Annotated in this window: 11 protein-coding genes, 22 tRNA genes and 1 rRNA gene; 31 read left to right on the forward strand and 3 right to left on the reverse strand. The window is 43.8% G+C overall.

The window, feature by feature from the left end:
* The first annotated feature begins 71 nt into the window (after nucleotides 1–71).
* The 4 genes from VQ00_RS02360 to VQ00_RS02375 all read left to right on the forward strand — a co-directional run bounded on the left by VQ00_RS02360 (nucleotide 72) and on the right by VQ00_RS02375 (nucleotide 4348).
* Entirely contained in the window at nucleotides 72–1316 is a 1245-nt protein-coding gene (locus VQ00_RS02360) for a Glu/Leu/Phe/Val family dehydrogenase (protein WP_046178500.1), read from the forward strand.
* A gap of 237 nt (nucleotides 1317–1553) precedes the next feature.
* Complete coding sequence (locus tag VQ00_RS02365; protein ID WP_046178501.1) at nucleotides 1554–2711, forward strand: iron-containing alcohol dehydrogenase; 1158 nt, start codon at nucleotides 1554–1556, stop codon at nucleotides 2709–2711.
* Between the two features lie 107 nt (nucleotides 2712–2818).
* The gene (locus tag VQ00_RS02370; protein WP_046178502.1) at nucleotides 2819–4174 is read left to right on the forward strand and encodes a glucose-6-phosphate isomerase; all 1356 of its coding nucleotides are present in this window, start codon (nucleotides 2819–2821) and stop codon (nucleotides 4172–4174) included.
* 101 nt (nucleotides 4175–4275) lie between these two features.
* Nucleotides 4276–4348, forward strand: a tRNA-Ala gene (locus VQ00_RS02375).
* A gap of 74 nt (nucleotides 4349–4422) precedes the next feature.
* Here VQ00_RS02375 and VQ00_RS02380 read toward each other — a convergent pair.
* Nucleotides 4423–5121, reverse strand: coding sequence for an MgtC/SapB family protein (locus VQ00_RS02380; protein ID WP_245617999.1), 699 nt, complete (start codon nucleotides 5119–5121; stop codon nucleotides 4423–4425).
* A 263-nt stretch (nucleotides 5122–5384) separates the two neighbouring features.
* On the opposite strand from VQ00_RS02380, the gene rrf reads away from it, so the two are divergent.
* The 27 genes from rrf to VQ00_RS02515 all read left to right on the forward strand — a co-directional run bounded on the left by rrf (nucleotide 5385) and on the right by VQ00_RS02515 (nucleotide 15806).
* Nucleotides 5385–5500: ribosomal RNA gene (rrf, locus tag VQ00_RS02385) — 5S ribosomal RNA — on the forward strand.
* Nucleotides 5501–5522: 22 nt separating this feature from the next.
* A tRNA-Val gene (locus VQ00_RS02390) sits at nucleotides 5523–5598 on the forward strand.
* A gap of 12 nt (nucleotides 5599–5610) precedes the next feature.
* Nucleotides 5611–5686, forward strand: a tRNA-Thr gene (locus VQ00_RS02395).
* Nucleotides 5687–5693: 7 nt separating this feature from the next.
* Nucleotides 5694–5769: transfer RNA gene (locus VQ00_RS02400), tRNA-Lys, on the forward strand.
* Between the two features lie 9 nt (nucleotides 5770–5778).
* A tRNA-Leu gene (locus tag VQ00_RS02405) sits at nucleotides 5779–5860 on the forward strand.
* Between the two features lie 139 nt (nucleotides 5861–5999).
* Nucleotides 6000–6074, forward strand: a tRNA-Gly gene (locus VQ00_RS02410).
* Between the two features lie 13 nt (nucleotides 6075–6087).
* Nucleotides 6088–6176 (forward strand) — tRNA-Leu (locus VQ00_RS02415).
* Nucleotides 6177–6201: 25 nt separating this feature from the next.
* Nucleotides 6202–6278, forward strand: a tRNA-Arg gene (locus tag VQ00_RS02420).
* A gap of 112 nt (nucleotides 6279–6390) precedes the next feature.
* Nucleotides 6391–6464, forward strand: a tRNA-Pro gene (locus VQ00_RS02425).
* A gap of 11 nt (nucleotides 6465–6475) precedes the next feature.
* Nucleotides 6476–6551 (forward strand) — tRNA-Ala (locus VQ00_RS02430).
* Nucleotides 6552–6568: 17 nt separating this feature from the next.
* Nucleotides 6569–6645, forward strand: a tRNA-Met gene (locus VQ00_RS02435).
* Nucleotides 6646–6699: 54 nt separating this feature from the next.
* Nucleotides 6700–6776 (forward strand) — tRNA-Ile (locus VQ00_RS02440).
* A gap of 19 nt (nucleotides 6777–6795) precedes the next feature.
* Nucleotides 6796–6888 (forward strand) — tRNA-Ser (locus VQ00_RS02445).
* A gap of 17 nt (nucleotides 6889–6905) precedes the next feature.
* Nucleotides 6906–6979, forward strand: a tRNA-Met gene (locus VQ00_RS02450).
* A gap of 5 nt (nucleotides 6980–6984) precedes the next feature.
* Nucleotides 6985–7061: transfer RNA gene (locus VQ00_RS02455), tRNA-Asp, on the forward strand.
* Between the two features lie 24 nt (nucleotides 7062–7085).
* Nucleotides 7086–7161 (forward strand) — tRNA-Phe (locus tag VQ00_RS02460).
* A gap of 11 nt (nucleotides 7162–7172) precedes the next feature.
* Nucleotides 7173–7248: transfer RNA gene (locus tag VQ00_RS02465), tRNA-His, on the forward strand.
* An 18-nt stretch (nucleotides 7249–7266) separates the two neighbouring features.
* A tRNA-Gly gene (locus tag VQ00_RS02470) sits at nucleotides 7267–7340 on the forward strand.
* Between the two features lie 17 nt (nucleotides 7341–7357).
* A tRNA-Ile gene (locus tag VQ00_RS02475) sits at nucleotides 7358–7431 on the forward strand.
* Nucleotides 7432–7441: 10 nt separating this feature from the next.
* Nucleotides 7442–7516, forward strand: a tRNA-Asn gene (locus tag VQ00_RS02480).
* Nucleotides 7517–7526: 10 nt separating this feature from the next.
* A tRNA-Ser gene (locus VQ00_RS02485) sits at nucleotides 7527–7617 on the forward strand.
* Between the two features lie 3 nt (nucleotides 7618–7620).
* Nucleotides 7621–7692, forward strand: a tRNA-Glu gene (locus VQ00_RS02490).
* A 245-nt stretch (nucleotides 7693–7937) separates the two neighbouring features.
* Nucleotides 7938–9812 carry a 1,4-alpha-glucan branching protein GlgB gene (glgB, locus tag VQ00_RS02495; RefSeq protein ID WP_046178503.1) on the forward strand — a complete coding sequence of 625 codons (1875 nt, stop codon included), beginning with the start codon at nucleotides 7938–7940 and terminating at the stop codon, nucleotides 9810–9812.
* A gap of 1 nt (nucleotide 9813) precedes the next feature.
* On the forward strand, nucleotides 9814–10977 hold the full coding sequence (locus VQ00_RS02500; protein ID WP_046178504.1) for a glucose-1-phosphate adenylyltransferase: 1164 nt from the start codon (nucleotides 9814–9816) through the stop codon (nucleotides 10975–10977).
* The gene (locus tag VQ00_RS02505) at nucleotides 10977–11987 is read left to right on the forward strand and encodes a GlgC family sugar phosphate nucleotidyltransferase (RefSeq protein ID WP_046178505.1); all 1011 of its coding nucleotides are present in this window, start codon (nucleotides 10977–10979) and stop codon (nucleotides 11985–11987) included. Before VQ00_RS02500 ends, VQ00_RS02505 begins: the two co-directional genes overlap by 1 nt.
* A complete protein-coding gene (glgA, locus tag VQ00_RS02510; protein ID WP_046178506.1) occupies nucleotides 11984–13435 on the forward strand; it encodes a glycogen synthase GlgA in 1452 nt (483 codons plus the stop codon). Before VQ00_RS02505 ends, glgA begins: the two co-directional genes overlap by 4 nt.
* A complete protein-coding gene (locus VQ00_RS02515; RefSeq protein WP_046178507.1) occupies nucleotides 13425–15806 on the forward strand; it encodes a glycogen/starch/alpha-glucan phosphorylase in 2382 nt (793 codons plus the stop codon). The genes glgA and VQ00_RS02515 overlap by 11 nt, the downstream gene beginning before the upstream one ends.
* A 16-nt stretch (nucleotides 15807–15822) precedes the next feature.
* Here VQ00_RS02515 and VQ00_RS02520 read toward each other — a convergent pair whose 3' ends face one another.
* Together VQ00_RS02520 and VQ00_RS02525 are read right to left on the reverse strand one after the other, a co-directional pair.
* On the reverse strand, nucleotides 15823–16344 hold the full coding sequence (locus tag VQ00_RS02520; protein WP_052728289.1) for a TraR/DksA C4-type zinc finger protein: 522 nt from the start codon (nucleotides 16342–16344) through the stop codon (nucleotides 15823–15825).
* A 76-nt stretch (nucleotides 16345–16420) separates the two neighbouring features.
* Nucleotides 16421–17332 (reverse strand): 1,4-dihydroxy-2-naphthoate polyprenyltransferase, encoded by a 912-nt coding sequence (locus VQ00_RS02525; protein ID WP_082091440.1) that lies wholly within the window; start codon nucleotides 17330–17332, stop codon nucleotides 16421–16423.
* Between the last annotated feature and the right edge of the window lie 57 nt (nucleotides 17333–17389).

Here is a 17389-nt window from a genome sequence, read left to right on the forward strand (position 1 = left end):
AGGGCGGCGTACAATGAAAGCGGAAGCACGAATCAATGTTGAAAAAATGATAATAAAAGAGGCGAAGGTACATGGCTGAAAACTTGAACTTATTCACATCAACCCAGAATGTCATTAAAGAAGCGCTGACAAAACTCGGTTATACAGAAGAAATGTACGAGCTATTGAAAGAGCCGCTCCGTATGTTGACGGTGCGCATTCCGGTAAAAATGGATGATGGATCAGTTAAAATTTTCACCGGCTACCGGGCACAGCATAATGACGCTCCAGGCCCGACAAAAGGCGGTGTCCGCTTTCACCCAGAAGTAAATGAAGAAGAAGTGAAAGCGCTATCGATGTGGATGACGCTAAAAGCTGGAATTGTCAATCTGCCGTATGGTGGTGGAAAAGGCGGCGTTGTATGTGACCCGCGTCAGCTGTCCATGCGTGAAATTGAAAATATCAGCCGTGGATACGTCCGTGCGATTAGTCAGATTGTCGGTCCGACGAAAGATATTCCGGCACCTGATGTGTATACGAACTCGCAGATCATGGCATGGATGATGGATGAATACAGCCGGATCCGTGAATTTGACTCACCGGGATTCATTACTGGAAAGCCGCTTGCACTCGGCGGATCACATGGGCGTGAAAAAGCGACCGCTCAAGGCGTGACGATTTGTATCCATGAAGCCGCTAAAAAACGTAATATTGATATTAAAGGCGCCCGTGTCATCATACAGGGCTTTGGAAACGCGGGAAGCTTTTTATCGAAATTTATGCATGATGCCGGAGCAAAAGTCGTTGGTATTTCAGATGCATACGGCGGACTTTACGACCCGGACGGTCTGGATATTGACTATTTATTAGACCGGCGCGACAGCTTTGGCACGATTACAACTTTGTTTGACAAGACGATTACAAACCAGCAGCTTCTCGAAATGGACTGTGACATTTTAGTGCCGGCCGCTATTTCTAACCAAATTACGGCTGAAAATGCCCACAATATTAAAGCGTCGATTGTCGTAGAAGCCGCAAACGGTCCCACGACACTTGAAGCGACGAAGATTTTGACAGAACGCGGCATTTTACTTGTCCCGGATGTGCTGGCAAGCGCTGGCGGTGTGACGGTTTCTTATTTTGAATGGGTGCAGAATAACCAAGGTTATTACTGGACAGAAGAAGAAGTGAATAAGAAATTGCATGAAAATTTAACGAAAGCATTCAATAACATTTATGAAGTTGCGCAAACACGCGGTGTCAATATGCGTCTTGCTGCCTATATGGTCGGTGTACGCCGCGCAGCAGAAGCTTCTAAATTTAGAGGATGGGTATAAACCGGCTGATCGGCAGCCGGTTTTTTGTGATGTCAGCTCCAGGCACCCTCGAGGCCCACAGGAAGCAGGTCACAAAAGCGTTGTGATGATCCGGATGATAAAAATGCTTCCGCCAGAGCTCGTCTTATGCTTGTCGCCGAAAGACGGGCGCCTTGCGTTTTTCTTATTTCAAGTTCAATTAGTTGAAAAACGAACGGCTCTTTTCGCATAATGGTATGGAAAAGGAGCTGAGTCATAGTGAATGAATTTGTTTATTGGAATCCGGTAAAGTGGATTTTTGGTAAAGACACGGTTACACAATTACGGGAAAATGTCGCTTCATTCGGTGAAAATGTTCTTCTCGTTTACGGAGGAGGCAGTATTAAGAAAAGCGGCCTCTATGATCTTGTTTTAAAAGAGCTCGCCGGCTTTACTATTACAGAACTGTCCGGCGTTGAGCCAAATCCGCGTCTTTCAACAGTTAATCGCGGTGCGGAATTGTGCCGGGCAAACGATGTGTCCTTTATTCTTGCGGTTGGCGGTGGAAGCGTCATTGACTGTGCAAAAGCCGTTGCAGCAGCTGCGAAGTTTGACGGTGATCCGTGGGACTTTATTACGAAAAAAGCAGCGGTTGAAGGCGCACTGCCGCTTGGAACGATTTTAACGCATGCAGCTACAGCATCTGAAATGAACGCAGGATCTGTTATCACAAATTGGGAAACGAACGAAAAACTTGGCTGGGGAAGCCCGTATGTATTCCCGAAATTTTCGATTTGCGATCCGCATTGGACGCTTACCGTACCACGTGATCAAACGACTTATGGCGTTGTTGATATGATGACCCACATGTTGGAGCAATATTTCCATAATGCTGAGCAGACGGATGTGCAGGACCGGTTGATTGAAGGGACGCTGAAAACGCTTGTGGAAAAAGCGCCAGCGCTTATGAATGATCTTCAAGACGAAAAGCTGCGTGAAACGGTTATGTTTGCCGGCACGATTGGACTGAACGGTATGCTGCAAATGGGCTACCGCGGCGACTGGGCGACTCATAATGTCGAGCACGCAGTATCGGCCGTTTATGACATTCCGCATGGCGGGGGGCTGGCCATCTTGTTTCCGAACTGGATGAAGCACAATCTGGACGTGAAGCCGGAACGATTTAAGCAGCTTGCTGTCCGTGTGTTTGATGTGGATCCGGAAGGGAAGTCTGACAAAGAAACAGGGCTTGAGGGTATTGAAGCATTGCGAAACTTCTGGACATCAATCGAAGCGCCGGTCCGTCTTGCTGACTACAATATTGATGACAGCCGGATTGAGGAAATGGCGGACAAAACACTATTTAACGGACCATTTGGGAATTTCACCAAATTGGATCGTAAAGATGTGATTGCTATTTTGCGTGCATCACTTTAACCGGGCAGAATTCAGCCCGGTTTTTCTCTGCTTTTTTTCTTGCGAAACCGCGTTCAGTCGTATACAGTAAAGTGGAAAAATACAGTTTAGACGGAGGGTTATTGAGCATGACGCATATTAAATTTGATTATTCAAATGCGCTGCCTTTTTTCGGCGAGCATGAAATTGACTATTTACGGGATGCTGTAAAAGTGGCACATCATTCTCTGCATGAAAAAACAGGCCAGGGAAACGAATACCTCGGCTGGATTGATTTGCCTGAAGATTACGATAAAGAAGAATTTGCCCGTATTCAAAAATCGGCAGAAAAAATCCGTAACGACTCTGACGTATTAATTGTGATTGGAATCGGCGGCTCATATCTTGGTGCCCGTGCAGCAATTGATATGCTGAACCACAGCTTTTACAATGTGCTTTCGGCTGAAAAACGCAACGGCCCACAAGTATTTTTTGCGGGCAATAACATTAGCTCTACATACATGAGTGACTTGATTGAAGTGCTGGACGGAAAGAACTGGTCAATCAATGTTATTTCCAAGTCAGGTACAACGACAGAACCAGCGCTTGCATTCCGCTTGTTCCGTGATCTTCTTGAAAAGCAATACGGAAAAGAAGAAGCGAAAAGCCGTATTTATGCAACGACGGACAAAGCGCGTGGTGCTTTGAAAACAGTTGCAGATGAAGAAGGGTATGAAACGTTTGTCATTCCAGATGATGTCGGCGGCCGTTACTCTGTACTGACAGCAGTCGGGCTTCTTCCAATTGCAGCATCCGGCGCGGATATCGAGGCGATGATGCAAGGTGCACGTGATGCACGCGAAGCCTACAGTTCATCTGAATTAGAAGAAAACGAAGCCTATCAATATGCGGCAGTCCGCAACGTGTTATACAATAAAGGGAAAACAATTGAAATGCTGATCAACTATGAGCCGGGCCTTCAGTACTTTTCTGAATGGTGGAAGCAACTGTTTGGTGAAAGTGAAGGGAAGGACTTTAAAGGTATTTATCCATCATCCGCTAACTTTTCAACAGACCTTCATTCATTAGGCCAATACGTGCAGGAAGGGCGCCGTGACTTGTTTGAAACCGTCATTCGCGTTGAAAATCCGCGTAAGTCATTGATCATTGAAAAAGCGGAAAATGATTTGGATGGCTTGAATTATCTTGCTGGCGAGACAGTGGATTTCGTGAACAACAAAGCATTTGAAGGAACGCTTCTTGCGCATACTGACGGCGGTGTACCGAATTTGACAGTGTCGATTCCGGCAATGGATGCCTATACATTCGGCTATACAGCCTACTTTTTTGAAAAAGCATGCGCGATCAGCGGCTATCTTCTCGGTGTCAATCCATTTGATCAGCCGGGTGTAGAAGCATATAAAGTGAACATGTTTGCTCTTCTTGGCAAGCCAGGTTTTGAAAAAAAGAAAGCTGAGCTTGAAAAACGACTTCGCGGGGAATAATCCCCCCGAAGTTTTTTTATAAATAGGCTTGCATTAAATTGAAAAATAAGTATAATTTATTCTAGACGTTAATGGTTAATGAAATAAACGTATTTCATATGGGGGGCTTAGCTCAGCTGGGAGAGCGCTTGCATGGCATGCAAGAGGTCGTCGGTTCGATCCCGATAGTCTCCATCATATTTTAGCGTAAAAAGGACTGCTCACAGGTGTGAGCAGTCCTTTTTACGAAAATTGAAGAGAAGGAACATTTAAGCACTTTCTACATCGACAAATTGTATGTTTGGAATTTCAGAAAGTATGTAATAGACTTCTGTTGTTCTTCGTTTAAAGTATACTCCAGCTGTCAGTTCCAATAAATGTGTGTGGTTTTTCTCGTCATATAAAATATGAATTCTTTTCACTGAAATGTTCTCTTGCTCGACAGCGCGTATAATGTCCTGAACATGATGATGAGAGGCAGTACGGAGTTTTATATACAACATTTTTTCTCGAAGACGACTTGGACCTGCGAATCTAAGTATAAGGGGTAAAATCTCTAACGCTAAAAGGATCATAATTACACCTGCAAGAGCAGCAGCGTAAAAACCGGCGCCTACGACTATCCCAATACCTGCTGCTCCCCATATCATAGCGGCCGTCGTTAAGCCGGAAATGCTGTCATTTGCTCTATGCAAAATAACACCCGCTCCAAGAAATCCGATTCCGGAGACGATTTGAGCAGCAAGCCGTAACGGATCCATCGTTATATTTACATTCGTGTCTTTATGGTAAAAGTAGACGGACTCAACTGAAACAATAGTTAACAAACAGCTAATAATAGAAATAACAATACTGGTTTTTAATCCAACGGGTTTTCTTTTTAATTCACGTTCAAGGCCAATTACAGCACCGAGACCGCCGGATAATCCCAGCTTCATTAAAGTAGCTGTATCCATTACCCATTCCATCGAATAAGCACCTACTTTCGATTGAATCCTTTGTTCGTATTATACATGACACAAACAGGATCTAGACTGGTTTCTTAAAAGTCATATTTAAAACAAAATGTTCTTTTTAAAATGCTTGCATAATTACTTGCATAATTATAAGAAATTATGGTATATTACTTTTTGTCCGTTACAGATGAACAAAGAAATTCTTTCGAAAATTTATTATGAAAATGATTGCTAAATATTTTTGTTGTGCTATAATAATGATTGTCGCAAAATAGTCAGGTGGCTACAGCGAAGAGGTCACACCCGTTCCCATCCCGAACACGGCAGTTAAGCTCTTCAGCGCCGATGGTAGTTGGGGGTTTCCCCCTGTGAGAGCAGGACGCCGCCTGGCGAAGTGTTATTTATACATATGTGGAGGATTAGCTCAGCTGGGAGAGCATCTGCCTTACAAGCAGAGGGTCGGCGGTTCGATCCCGTCATCCTCCACCATTTCTTTTTTGTGCCGGTGTAGCTCAACTGGTAGAGCAACTGACTTGTAATCAGTAGGTTGGGGGTTCAAGTCCTCTTGCCGGCACCACAAATCCGAGCCATTAGCTCAGTTGGTAGAGCATCTGACTTTTAATCAGAGGGTCGAAGGTTCGAATCCTTCATGGCTCACCATTTTATATTGCGGGTGTGGCGGAATTGGCAGACGCACCAGACTTAGGATCTGGCGCCGCAAGGCGTGGGGGTTCAAGTCCCTTCACCCGCATCGTTGTAAAGCGGAAACGCCTGTCCAGAAACGGCAGCTTATAGCTGAGTTTCTAGGCGTTGCAGCTATGAGCAGGAAGTTCTCCTAATAACGCACATGTCCTGTGTGCAACAGAGAATCCAGAACATCCTGTTCAAGTGCGGAAGTAGTTCAGTGGTAGAACATCACCTTGCCAAGGTGGGGGTCGCGGGTTCGAATCCCGTCTTCCGCTCCAATTTTGATCCCGTGCCGGGGTGGCGGAACTGGCAGACGCACAGGACTTAAAATCCTGCGGTAGGTGACTACCGTACCGGTTCGATTCCGGTTCTCGGCACCATTTTTTCTTTGAAGTAAATAGCGCTGCGCCCGTAGCTCAATTGGATAGAGTACTTGACTACGAATCAAGCGGTTAGAGGTTCGAGTCCTCTCGGGCGCACCATATATATTTTCAGAACAGTATTTTGTTGAAAGGCTATCATCTTTAGCAGCGTCCTATCCCAAAAGGAACTTCTGCTAAGAACGTGCAGAAGCCAGAGCATCCTGTTCAAGTCCGGGAAGTAGCTCAGCTTGGTAGAGCACTTGGTTTGGGACCAAGGGGTCGCAGGTTCGAATCCTGTCTTCCCGATCGTTTTACATGGGGCCTTAGCTCAGCTGGGAGAGCGCCTGCTTTGCACGCAGGAGGTCAGCGGTTCGATCCCGCTAGGCTCCACCAATACTTTTTTGATTTATGGCGGTGTAGCTCAGCTGGCTAGAGCGTACGGTTCATACCCGTGAGGTCGGGGGTTCGATCCCCTCCGCCGCTACCATATAACGCTGCATTGTACGGTAACACATTCATGACTCACATCCTGTGAGCCCAAGGACCTTTAGCTCAGTTGGTTAGAGCAGACGGCTCATAACCGTCCGGTCGCAGGTTCGAGTCCTGCAAGGTCCACCACTTGAATCATTTTAAATTTGGAGGAATACCCAAGTCCGGCTGAAGGGATCGGTCTTGAAAACCGACAGGCGGGTTAAACCGCGCAGGGGTTCGAATCCCCTTTCCTCCTCCATTTTCATTTTTTATTGTCGCGGGGTGGAGCAGCCCGGTAGCTCGTCGGGCTCATAACCCGAAGGTCGCAGGTTCAAATCCTGCCCCCGCAATCGTTGGTCCGGTAGTTCAGTTGGTTAGAATGCCTGCCTGTCACGCAGGAGGTCGCGGGTTCGAGTCCCGTCCGGACCGCCATTTTTTATACATATTATTTTAAGTGGCTCAGTAGCTCAGTCGGTAGAGCAAAGGACTGAAAATCCTTGTGTCGGCGGTTCGATTCCGTCCTGAGCCACCATTTATATAGTGGCGGCTATGGCGAAGTGGTTAACGCATCGGATTGTGGTTCCGACACTCGTGGGTTCGATTCCCATTAGCCGCCCCAAATGATTTTAATTCGTATGCGGGTGTAGTTTAATGGTAAAACCTCAGCCTTCCAAGCTGATGTCGTGGGTTCGATTCCCATCACCCGCTCCATACATATAATTCGCTGCGGGCCTGTAGCTCAGCTGGTTAGAGCGCACGCCTGATAAGCGTGAGGTCGATGGTTCGAGTCCATTCAGGCCCATTCTAACTGTTCCGCAGTAGCTCAGTGGTAGAGCAATCGGCTGTTAACCGATCGGTCGCAAGTTCGAGTCTTGCCTGCGGAGCCAAATTTTATACGGGGAAGTACTCAAGAGGCTGAAGAGGCGCCCCTGCTAAGGGTGTAGGTCGGGTAACCGGCGCGAGGGTTCAAATCCCTCCTTCTCCGCCAGCTGGCCCCTTGGTCAAGCGGTTAAGACACCGCCCTTTCACGGCGGTAACACGGGTTCGAATCCCGTAGGGGTCATACGAAACACCAGGAAGTTATTTTTAACTTTCTGGTGTTTTTTTATTTGTGAAATTTTAACATGCAGTTTATAGTTATTTTTTTAAAAAACAGGGAAAATAATAAATAAATAAATAAATGTTGAAAATAAAGAAGGAAAACCAGGTATTTTTAAAGAATACTAACAATATGGAAATAAATACTGAATTCTCTGCATTTTCCTCTTTTCCACTTCACCAAGAATACATAAATAAAGGGTGTGGACCATGTCATCAAAAACTTTTTATCCAAGCAATTTTGATCTCCATTTATTCCATGAAGGAAATCTTTTTAAGGCGTATAAACTATTCGGGGCTCATATCCAAAATGAAAAGACATATTTTGTTTTATGGGCGCCAAATGCAAAGAAAATACGGGTTATTGGTGATTTTAACAATTGGGATGGCTCAGAATTCGAAATGAATCGAATATCAGCTGAAGGCGTATGGTTTTTAGAAGTTCCGCTTAACTTAGAAGGTTCATTGTACAAATATGAGATTGTAGCTCAAAGCGGCAGAGTTATTCATAAAACGGACCCGTTTGCATTTATGACCGAACTCCGCCCAAAAACAGCAGGTGTAGTTAAAGCGCTTAATGGATATGAATGGCGCGATCAAGAATGGGTTAATAATAGACAGCCTTCACACATATATGAGGAGCCACTGGCTATTTATGAAATGCACCTGGGTACATGGAAACGAAAAGGAAAAGATGAAAATGATCTTTATACGTACCGGGAATTAGCTGAAATGCTTATTCCGCACGTGAAAGAACAAGGATTCACCCATATTGAAGTGATGCCTATAACAGAGCATCCCTTTGACCGTTCCTGGGGCTACCAGGGCACTGGTTATTTTGCAGCAACGAGACGGTATGGTGAACCGAAAGATTTTATGTACTTTATTGATGAATGCCATCGTGCAGGATTAGGTGTCATTATGGACTGGGTGCCTGGTCATTTTTGCAAAGATGCACACGGACTTCATAATTTTGACGGCAACTTCAGCTATGAATATGAAAATAGCTGGGACCGCGAAAATTATGTATGGGGAACGGCTAATTTTGATTTAAGTAAAACAGAGGTACATAGCTTTTTAATTTCAAATGCTCTTTTTTGGATGGATTATTATCATATTGATGGTTTTCGTGTAGATGCCGTCTCCAATATTTTTTATTGGCCAAACCGGGATGGGCTTGAAGCTAATCCGCATGGTATATCTTTTTTGCAAAAACTAAATAAAGCTGTTTTTTCATTTAAGCCGGAGGCACTTATGATAGCGGAAGATTCAAGTGATTGGCCGCAGGTAACCGCCCCTGTTCATCAAGGCGGAATAGGTTTTAATTACAAATGGAACATGGGCTGGATGAATGATGTGCTTGAATACATGGAGACCCATTGGAACGAGCGTCCGGAAAAACATCACTTGATGACATTTTCACTTATGTATGCATACTCGGAAAATTACATTTTGCCGTTTTCACATGATGAGGTTGTTCATGGGAAAAAATCGCTGCTTGATAAAATGCCCGGTGACTATTGGCAAAAATTTGCTCAACTGCGCCTGCTGCTTATGTTTATGATTGCACATCCTGGAAAGAAACTCTTGTTCATGGGAACAGAGCTTGCTCCATTTTCAGAGTGGAAAGATCTTGAAGAAATAGATTGGCATTTAATGGATTATGATATGCATCGTAGCTTCAATCATTACTTTACGAAACTCATGGATTATTATAAAGCAGAACCAGCGTTATATGAGCGTGACCATAGTCCAGAAGGCTTTGAATGGATCGATGTGCATAATCATAAACAAAGCGTTTTGTCATTTGTTCGCAAAGATAAAGATGGAAACACACTCTTGATTGTGTGTAATTTTGGTGAATATGGGTACAGTGATTATAAAGTGGGTATTCCGGAAGAGGGGCTTTATGAAGAAGTTCTCAATAGTGACAGTGCTTTATATGGAGGCTCTAATCAAGTAAACAATAACCTTATTAAAACATTTTCAGATTCATTTCATGGGCAGCCGGCTTTTGTTGAAATAAATGTACCGCCATTTGGCGCAGTTTATTTGCGCCGCGTAGATAAAAAAGGGAGGAACTAACATGGCAAAACAAAAATGTGTAGCAATGCTTCTGGCTGGAGGAAAAGGAAGCCGTTTAAAAGAATTGACGGAGAGCCTTGCGAAACCAGCGGTGCCATTCGGTGGAAAATACCGTATTATTGATTTCCCGCTATCTAATTGTGTAAATTCAGGTATCCATACAGTTGGTGTATTAACACAGTATCAACCACTTGTGTTAAATTCATACATTGGAATTGGAAGCGCCTGGGATCTTGACCGTAAAAACGGCGGAGTAACCGTTTTACCTCCTTACAGTGAATCGTCTGAAGTGAAATGGTATTCTGGCACAGCAAGCGCCATTTATCAAAATTTAAATTATATTAAACAATATGACCCCGAGTACGTCCTTATTTTATCTGGTGATCATATTTATAAAATGAATTATGACACAATGCTTGATTATCATGTTGAAAAACAAGCCGATGTCACGATTTCTGTAATTGAAGTGCCTTGGGACGAGGCAAGCCGCTTCGGAATTATGAATACGGACGACGAATATAATGTAACACGCTTCGATGAAAAGCCTGAAAAACCGGAAAGCAACCTGGCTTCTATGGGGATTTACATCTTTAAATGGTCAGTTCTTCGCAAATATTTAGAAATGGATGAAAGCAATCCAGATTCATCGAATGATTTCGGCAAAGATGTTATTCCGGCGATGCTTGCAGATGAGTTGAAACTCATGGCTTATCCTTTTAAAGGATACTGGAAAGACGTAGGAACAGTAAAAAGCCTATGGGAAGCAAATATGGACTTACTCGATGACGAGCAGGATTTAAATTTGTTTGAACATTCGTGGCGTATTTATTCGGTCAATCCAAATCAGCCGCCTCAAATTATCGGAATGCAGGCAAAAGTAAAGCACTCACTTGTGAACGAAGGCTGCGTAATTGATGGATCGATTGAGCAGTCAGTCATGTTCCAGGGAGTAGAAGTAGAAGAAGATACGATTATTAAAGAATGTGTGGTTATGCCGAATGCCCGTATTGGCCGCGGTTCTTTTCTTGAACGGGCAATCGTTATGAGTGACTTGGAAGTACCGGAAAACACAGTCATTCGAAATAATTCTAATGACATCTTGCTCATAACAGAATCCTTTTTAGCAGAGTTCGCTGAACAACAGACAAGAGTGGAGGAAGCCTAATGAAAAAATCGATGCTTGGTGTCATTGATGCAACAATGCTCCCGGGAGAGATGGGTGAGCTCGCAGCTCACCGCTCTCCTGCGGCCATTCCATTTGCGGGACGATATCGGCTTATTGATTTCGTGTTATCCAATATGGTCAATTCGGACATTCAAAGTGTAGCCATTTTTCCACGGTCTCCATACCGTTCATTAATGGATCATTTAGGTTCTGGGAAAGACTGGGATTTGAATCGCAAGCGCGATGGGCTTTTTTTCTTCCCGGCCCCTGCAAAAGAAGGGCAGTTTAGCCGACTGGCGGAACACCTTGATTATTTCAACCGCAGTGATCAAAAATATGTCCTTTTGTCAAATTGTACTACTATAGCGAACATGGACTTTGCGCCTGCGTTGGACCGGTTCATTAATGAAAAATGCGATATTTTAGAAATTGTCCATAAAGGCGAATCTGCCCATATTTATCTTTTATCATTGGGTCTTTTGCTTGATTTAATTAAAAATCGTAATGAAACCGGCTATCAATCCGTACAGAATGTCGTCGAAGATTCTAGCTCTTCACTAACAAAATGCCAATATGAATTTGAAGGTTTTCTAAAGCGGATAAAATCCGTTGGCGATTATTATCAAACGAGCATGCAGCTGCTTGAAAAAGATAAATGGAGCGAGTTGTTTAATGAGTTTCAGCCAATTTATACAAAAGTTAAAGATGAACCACCAACAAATTATTTAGCAGGTTCATATGTAACAAATGCCATGATTGCGAATGGCTGCATTATTGAAGGAGAAGTAAATCATAGTATTGTGTTCCGTGCGGTAACCGTCGGGAAAAATTCAACAGTGAAAAACAGCATTGTTATGCAAAAAAGTAAAATAGGTCAAAATTGTATTTTAGAACATGTGATTCTTGACAAAGACGTATCAATAGAAGACGGTGCCGTGCTGCGCGGGACACCGGACAATCCACTTGTTATAAAAAAAGGATCTGTTGAAAGAGCGGTGGCAAACTCGTGAAAGTTTTATTTGCGGTCTCAGAGTGTGTACCGTTTGTTAAATCAGGGGGGCTTGCGGATGTGGCAGGCGCCCTTCCAAAAGAATTAGCCAAAATGGGAGTAGACGTGCGGGTTATTATGCCGAAATACGGTCTTATTTCCGAAAAATATGAAAAAGAAATGAAACAAGTGGCGGTTTTTACCGTGCCTGTCGGTTGGCGTAATCAATATTGTGCTGTTTTTGAGCTAGAGCAGGATGGTGTCACCTATTATTTTGTCGACAACCTTTATTATTTTAGAAGAGATAGTTTATATGGTCATTACGACGATGGGGAACGTTTTTCTTATTTTACGAGAGCGGTTCTAGATTCATTGTATCAGCTTGACTTTTTCCCGGATATTCTGCACTGTCACGATTGGCATACTGCAATGATTCCGTTTATGCTCAAGGTTGAGCATCAGCATCGCCCGGGATATGAAAAAATCCGCTCGATTTTCACTATTCATAATTTAATGTTTCAAGGCATCTTTCCACCTCAGGCTGTGACAGATTTATTAAACTTACATAGCCAGCACTATCAGACAGGACAGCTTGAATTTAATGGGAATGCGAATTTTATGAAAGGAGCACTTGTCGCTTCCGATGAAATTACGACCGTCAGCCCAACATACAGGAATGAAATTTTAAATCCCTATTTTGGTGAGCAGCTTGAAGGCGTACTTCAAGAACGGCAGGACGATTTAACCGGCATCTTAAACGGGCTCGATTATTCGATTTACAGCCCGGAAACGAATGAAGCGATTGAACCCTACAGCGTCGATGATATGTCTGGAAAAGGAGAAAACAAGCGCCGACTTCAAGAGTTTTTCCATTTGCCGTTACGTGAAGATGTTCCAGTTGTTGGGTTGATCTCACGTCTGACAAAACAAAAAGGGCTTGATCTCGTTCGCCATGTATTCCATGAAATGATCCGGAAAGATGTTCAATTCATCCTGCTTGGCAGTGGAGACCCGGAATTTGAGCATTTCTTTCGTGAGATGGAGTGGGTATACCCGGAAAAGGTTCGCTCTTATATTGGGTTTAACGAAAAGCTAGCGCATCAAATTTATGCAGGATCCGATTTGTTTTTAATGCCTTCTCAGTTTGAACCATGCGGCCTTGGACAATTAATTGCGATGAAATATGGTTCTCTCCCGCTTGTTCGGGAAACGGGCGGCTTAAACGATACGGTTCGTTCGTACAATGAAGAAACAGGGGAAGGCAATGGCTTTTCATTTAGGAATTTCAATGCGCATGACATGCTGAATACATACCAGCGTGCTCTATATCTTTATCAAGAAGAGCCCGCAGTCTGGGCGAAAATTGTCGAGAGTGCAATGCAAGCAGACTACAGCTGGTCGCAATCTGCAAAAGCGTATATGAAACTGTATGAGGATGTATCCAACAGGAGGGAAAGTCATGTTTTCTGATAAAAAAGCGTTTCAGGATTCGTTTAAAAAGCGGCTGGAGCAATCCTATAGTGTCAGCTTTCAAGAGTCAACACGTGCTCAGCAGTTTGTCACACTTAGCAGTATGGTGCGGGAACATATTAGCACCGAATGGATTGAGACGAACGAGCGTTATCGGAAAGGCGATAAGCAAGTGTATTATTTATCCATTGAATTTTTGCTTGGCCGCCTGCTCGGACAAAATTTAATCAATCTTGGTTTATATGAAACGCTTGAAACGTGGCTGGCTGATTTAAGCATTCCACTTGACGAGCTTGAGGAGATTGAGCCGGATGCCGCGCTTGGAAATGGCGGCCTTGGTCGTCTTGCTGCCTGTTTTTTAGACTCGCTTGCTTCTTTAAACTTGCCTGGTCACGGATGTGGTATTCGTTATAAACACGGCTTATTTGAGCAAAAAATGGTAGATGGCTTTCAAATGGAGCTGCCAGAAAATTGGCTTAGTTATGGATATGTCTGGGAAGTACGAAAGTCGGATTTATCGGTAGATGTCCCGTTTTGGGGCAGTGTAGATGTTATTGAACGTGAAGAAGGCACCAAATTTCGCCACGTAGATGCAGAATATGTAAGGGCAGTTCCGCACGATATGCCAGTTGTTGGTTATGGCGGCGAAACGATCAATACATTGCGTCTATGGAGTGCGGAAATGTCGACAATGACACCGATGCACGATGTGCTAAAATACAAGCGGGAAACAGAAGCCATCTCTGAATTTTTATACCCGGATGATTCCAATGACGAAGGGAAAATTTTGCGCTTAAAACAGCAGTATTTTCTCGTTTCTGCGAGTATTCGCTCGATTTTGCGCCGATTTCTCGGCAATGGCGGTGAGCTGAAGGATTTGCATGAACATGTGGCTATTCATATTAACGATACACATCCGGTTTTGGCAATTCCAGAATTGATGCGTTTGTTGTTGGATGAATATCAACTTTCATGGGATGCCGCATGGTATATTACGGAAAGAACCTTTGCTTATACAAACCATACGACGCTTTCAGAAGCACTGGAACGTTGGCCGATTCGGATTTTCAAGCCACTTTTACCGCGCATTTTCATGATCGTAGAAGAAATTAATGAACGGTTTTGTAAAAGTTTGTGGGAAGAGTATCCAGGAGAATGGAATCTAATTGAGAAAATGGCGATAGTTGCCAATAGTGAAGTTCGGATGGCACATTTAGCGATTGCCGGCAGCCATAGTGTAAATGGTGTAGCCTGGCTTCATACCGAAATTTTGAAAAACCGTGAAATGAATGATTTTTATCAATTCCAGCCGGAAAAATTTAATAATAAAACAAACGGGATTACCCATCGCCGCTGGTTGCTAAAAGCGAATCCGGAATTGACTTCTCTTTTGACAGATACAATTGGTAACGGGTTTCAAAAGGATGCTGCTGAGCTGTCCAAACTTGCACCTTATGCAAACGATTCCGCATTCCTTGAAAAGCTATGGAATGTAAAAACGAAGCGGAAAGAAATTTTGGCGAAGCGTATTTTTGACCAGAATGGTATTAAAGTCGATCCAACATCTATTTTTGATGTACAGGTAAAAAGGCTTCATGCGTACAAGCGACAGCTGTTAAATGTCCTTCATATTTTGGCGCTGTATAATAAAGTAAAAGCCGATTCTTCTTATCAAATGGCGCCGCGCACGTTTATTTTCGGTGCCAAAGCATCGCCAGGCTACTTTTATGCGAAGCGGATTATTAAGTTAATTCATTCAGTCGCCGATCTGGTGAACAACGATCCAGCAACAAAAGGGCTGATTACGGTTGTCTTTATGGAAAATTACCGTGTTTCGCTTGCGGAAGATATTATTCCGGCGGCGGATCTAAGTGAACAAATTTCCACGGCGAGTAAAGAAGCATCAGGTACCGGCAACATGAAATTTATGATGAATGGTGCGCTTACAATGGGGACGCTGGATGGAGCAAACGTGGAGATTTTAGAACAGACAGGTCCGGATAATATTTTCATTTTTGGGCTGAAAGCGGAAGAAGTTATGGCGTATGATAAAGAAGGCGGCTACCGTTCTATGGATTATTATCATCATGATCCGCTTATTCGCCGAACGCTTGACCAGTTGGTGGATGGCACGCTTGATGATAAGGGGCTGTTTGGCGTTATTTACGACTCTCTGTTAGGGGAAAATGATCAATATTTTGTCTTGAAAGATTTTGAATCGTACCGAAAGGCGCAAGAAGAAGCCGGGCGTATTTATGCAGACGATCCAGAACGATGGCGCAAAATGATGGTTCACAATATTAGTGGCTCCGGCATTTTTTCCAGTGACCGGACGATCAAGGAGTATGCGAAAGATATTTGGCACATTTAAAAAAATCCAGCGGCGGTTACGTCGCTGGATTTTTTTCGTCTTCCTCTTCTTTATACAATTCATTGTAATTTTCTTTGTCTTCACTGAAGTCCGATGGCGTTTCAGATGTCCCATCGTTTGCTGCGTCACTGAAGCTGTCAATCCCGTCATCCGGGTGAGAGATACGGTCTTCCGGCACGCGGTCAGTCTCGGGAGTCTGATCAGGAGAGTTCTCAACCGAATAAAGAGTGGTTGGAACAGCCTGTAGCCGTTCAAAAGGAATTTCTTCGCCGCTTTTTTTGCAAATGCCGTATGTACCTTCTTTCATTGCTGCAAGAGCGGCATCAATTTTTTCGAGTTCCACGCGGCGGTGCTCGTCAAGCGCTTTATCCCGCTCACGCTCATACAGCTCGGTGCCCGTATCGGCCGGATGATTGGCGTATGAAGACAGGTCACCAACATCTTGATTCTCTTCATCTTGCTCAAGCTGTTCAGTCAGCTGTTGTTTTTGGCGGAGCAGTTCCTGCTTCAATTCAATCAATTGTTCTTTCGTCAACATAAGTCGCCTCATCCTTTCATCTATATCTCTCTATAACCGTTTTGTCATAAAAAAAAACCCGATTGGAAGGATCGGGTTAAAAAAGGTAGCTGATGCATAGGCCGGTTGCTAACAGAAATCCGTAAATCGTGTTTGTCTGCGCAGTCGCTTTCATCGCAGGCATCATGTGAAGCGGATTTGATTTTTCTTTAAACCCATTAATGGATTTGATCGCTTTCGGAATACTTAAATATGAAAGAAACAGCCAAAAAGAGCCTAGATCTGTAAACAATAAAACAATTATCCACAGAAATGCAATGACAAACGAAGCAGCGAGAAGCATAACAGCACGGTCATGGCCAATTAAAATAGCGATCGTTTTCCGTCCGGCTTCTTTATCGCCAACACGGTCCCGAATATTGTTTGCCAAATTAATGCCACCCACGAGTAAAATAATCGGAACCGAAAATAATACAGCTGTCATTGAAAGAAAGCCAGTTTGAATGAAAAATGAAATGTAAATAATGACGCCGCCCATAAAAAATCCGGACGCGGCTTCACCAAATGGGGTATAGGCAATTGGAAGCGGGCCGCCCGTATACAAGTAGCCAACAGCCATGCAGATTAACCCGATTAAGCCAATCCACCAGGAAGAAACGGCGCAAATGTAAATACCAAGCAAAAGAGCAATGCCAAAGAAAGCAAATGCCATATTCAGCACGGTTTTTGGCTTTACACCGTTCCGGACGATGGCGCCGCCAATGCCAATCGATTTCTCCGTATCGAGGCCACGCTTAAAATCAAAGTATTCATTAAACATATTTGTTGCTGCCTGGATGAGCAGGGACGCGGTCATCATGGCTAAAAACAAGGGAACGTGCAGGTCTGTATGCGCAATGGCGAGCGCTGTCCCGAGAAAAACCGGCACGAACGCAGCGGTTAACGTATGAGGCCGCATAAGCTGCCACCATATTTGAAAACCGGTATCCGCCGAAGGGGTTTGATTCATTATTCTTCTCTCCCAATCCATCATTGTGAACGATTAAACAAATGTCCTTTATCAAGT

This window comes from Domibacillus tundrae (assembly GCF_000970675.1).
GTDB lineage: Bacteria > Bacillota > Bacilli > Bacillales > Domibacillaceae > Domibacillus > Domibacillus tundrae.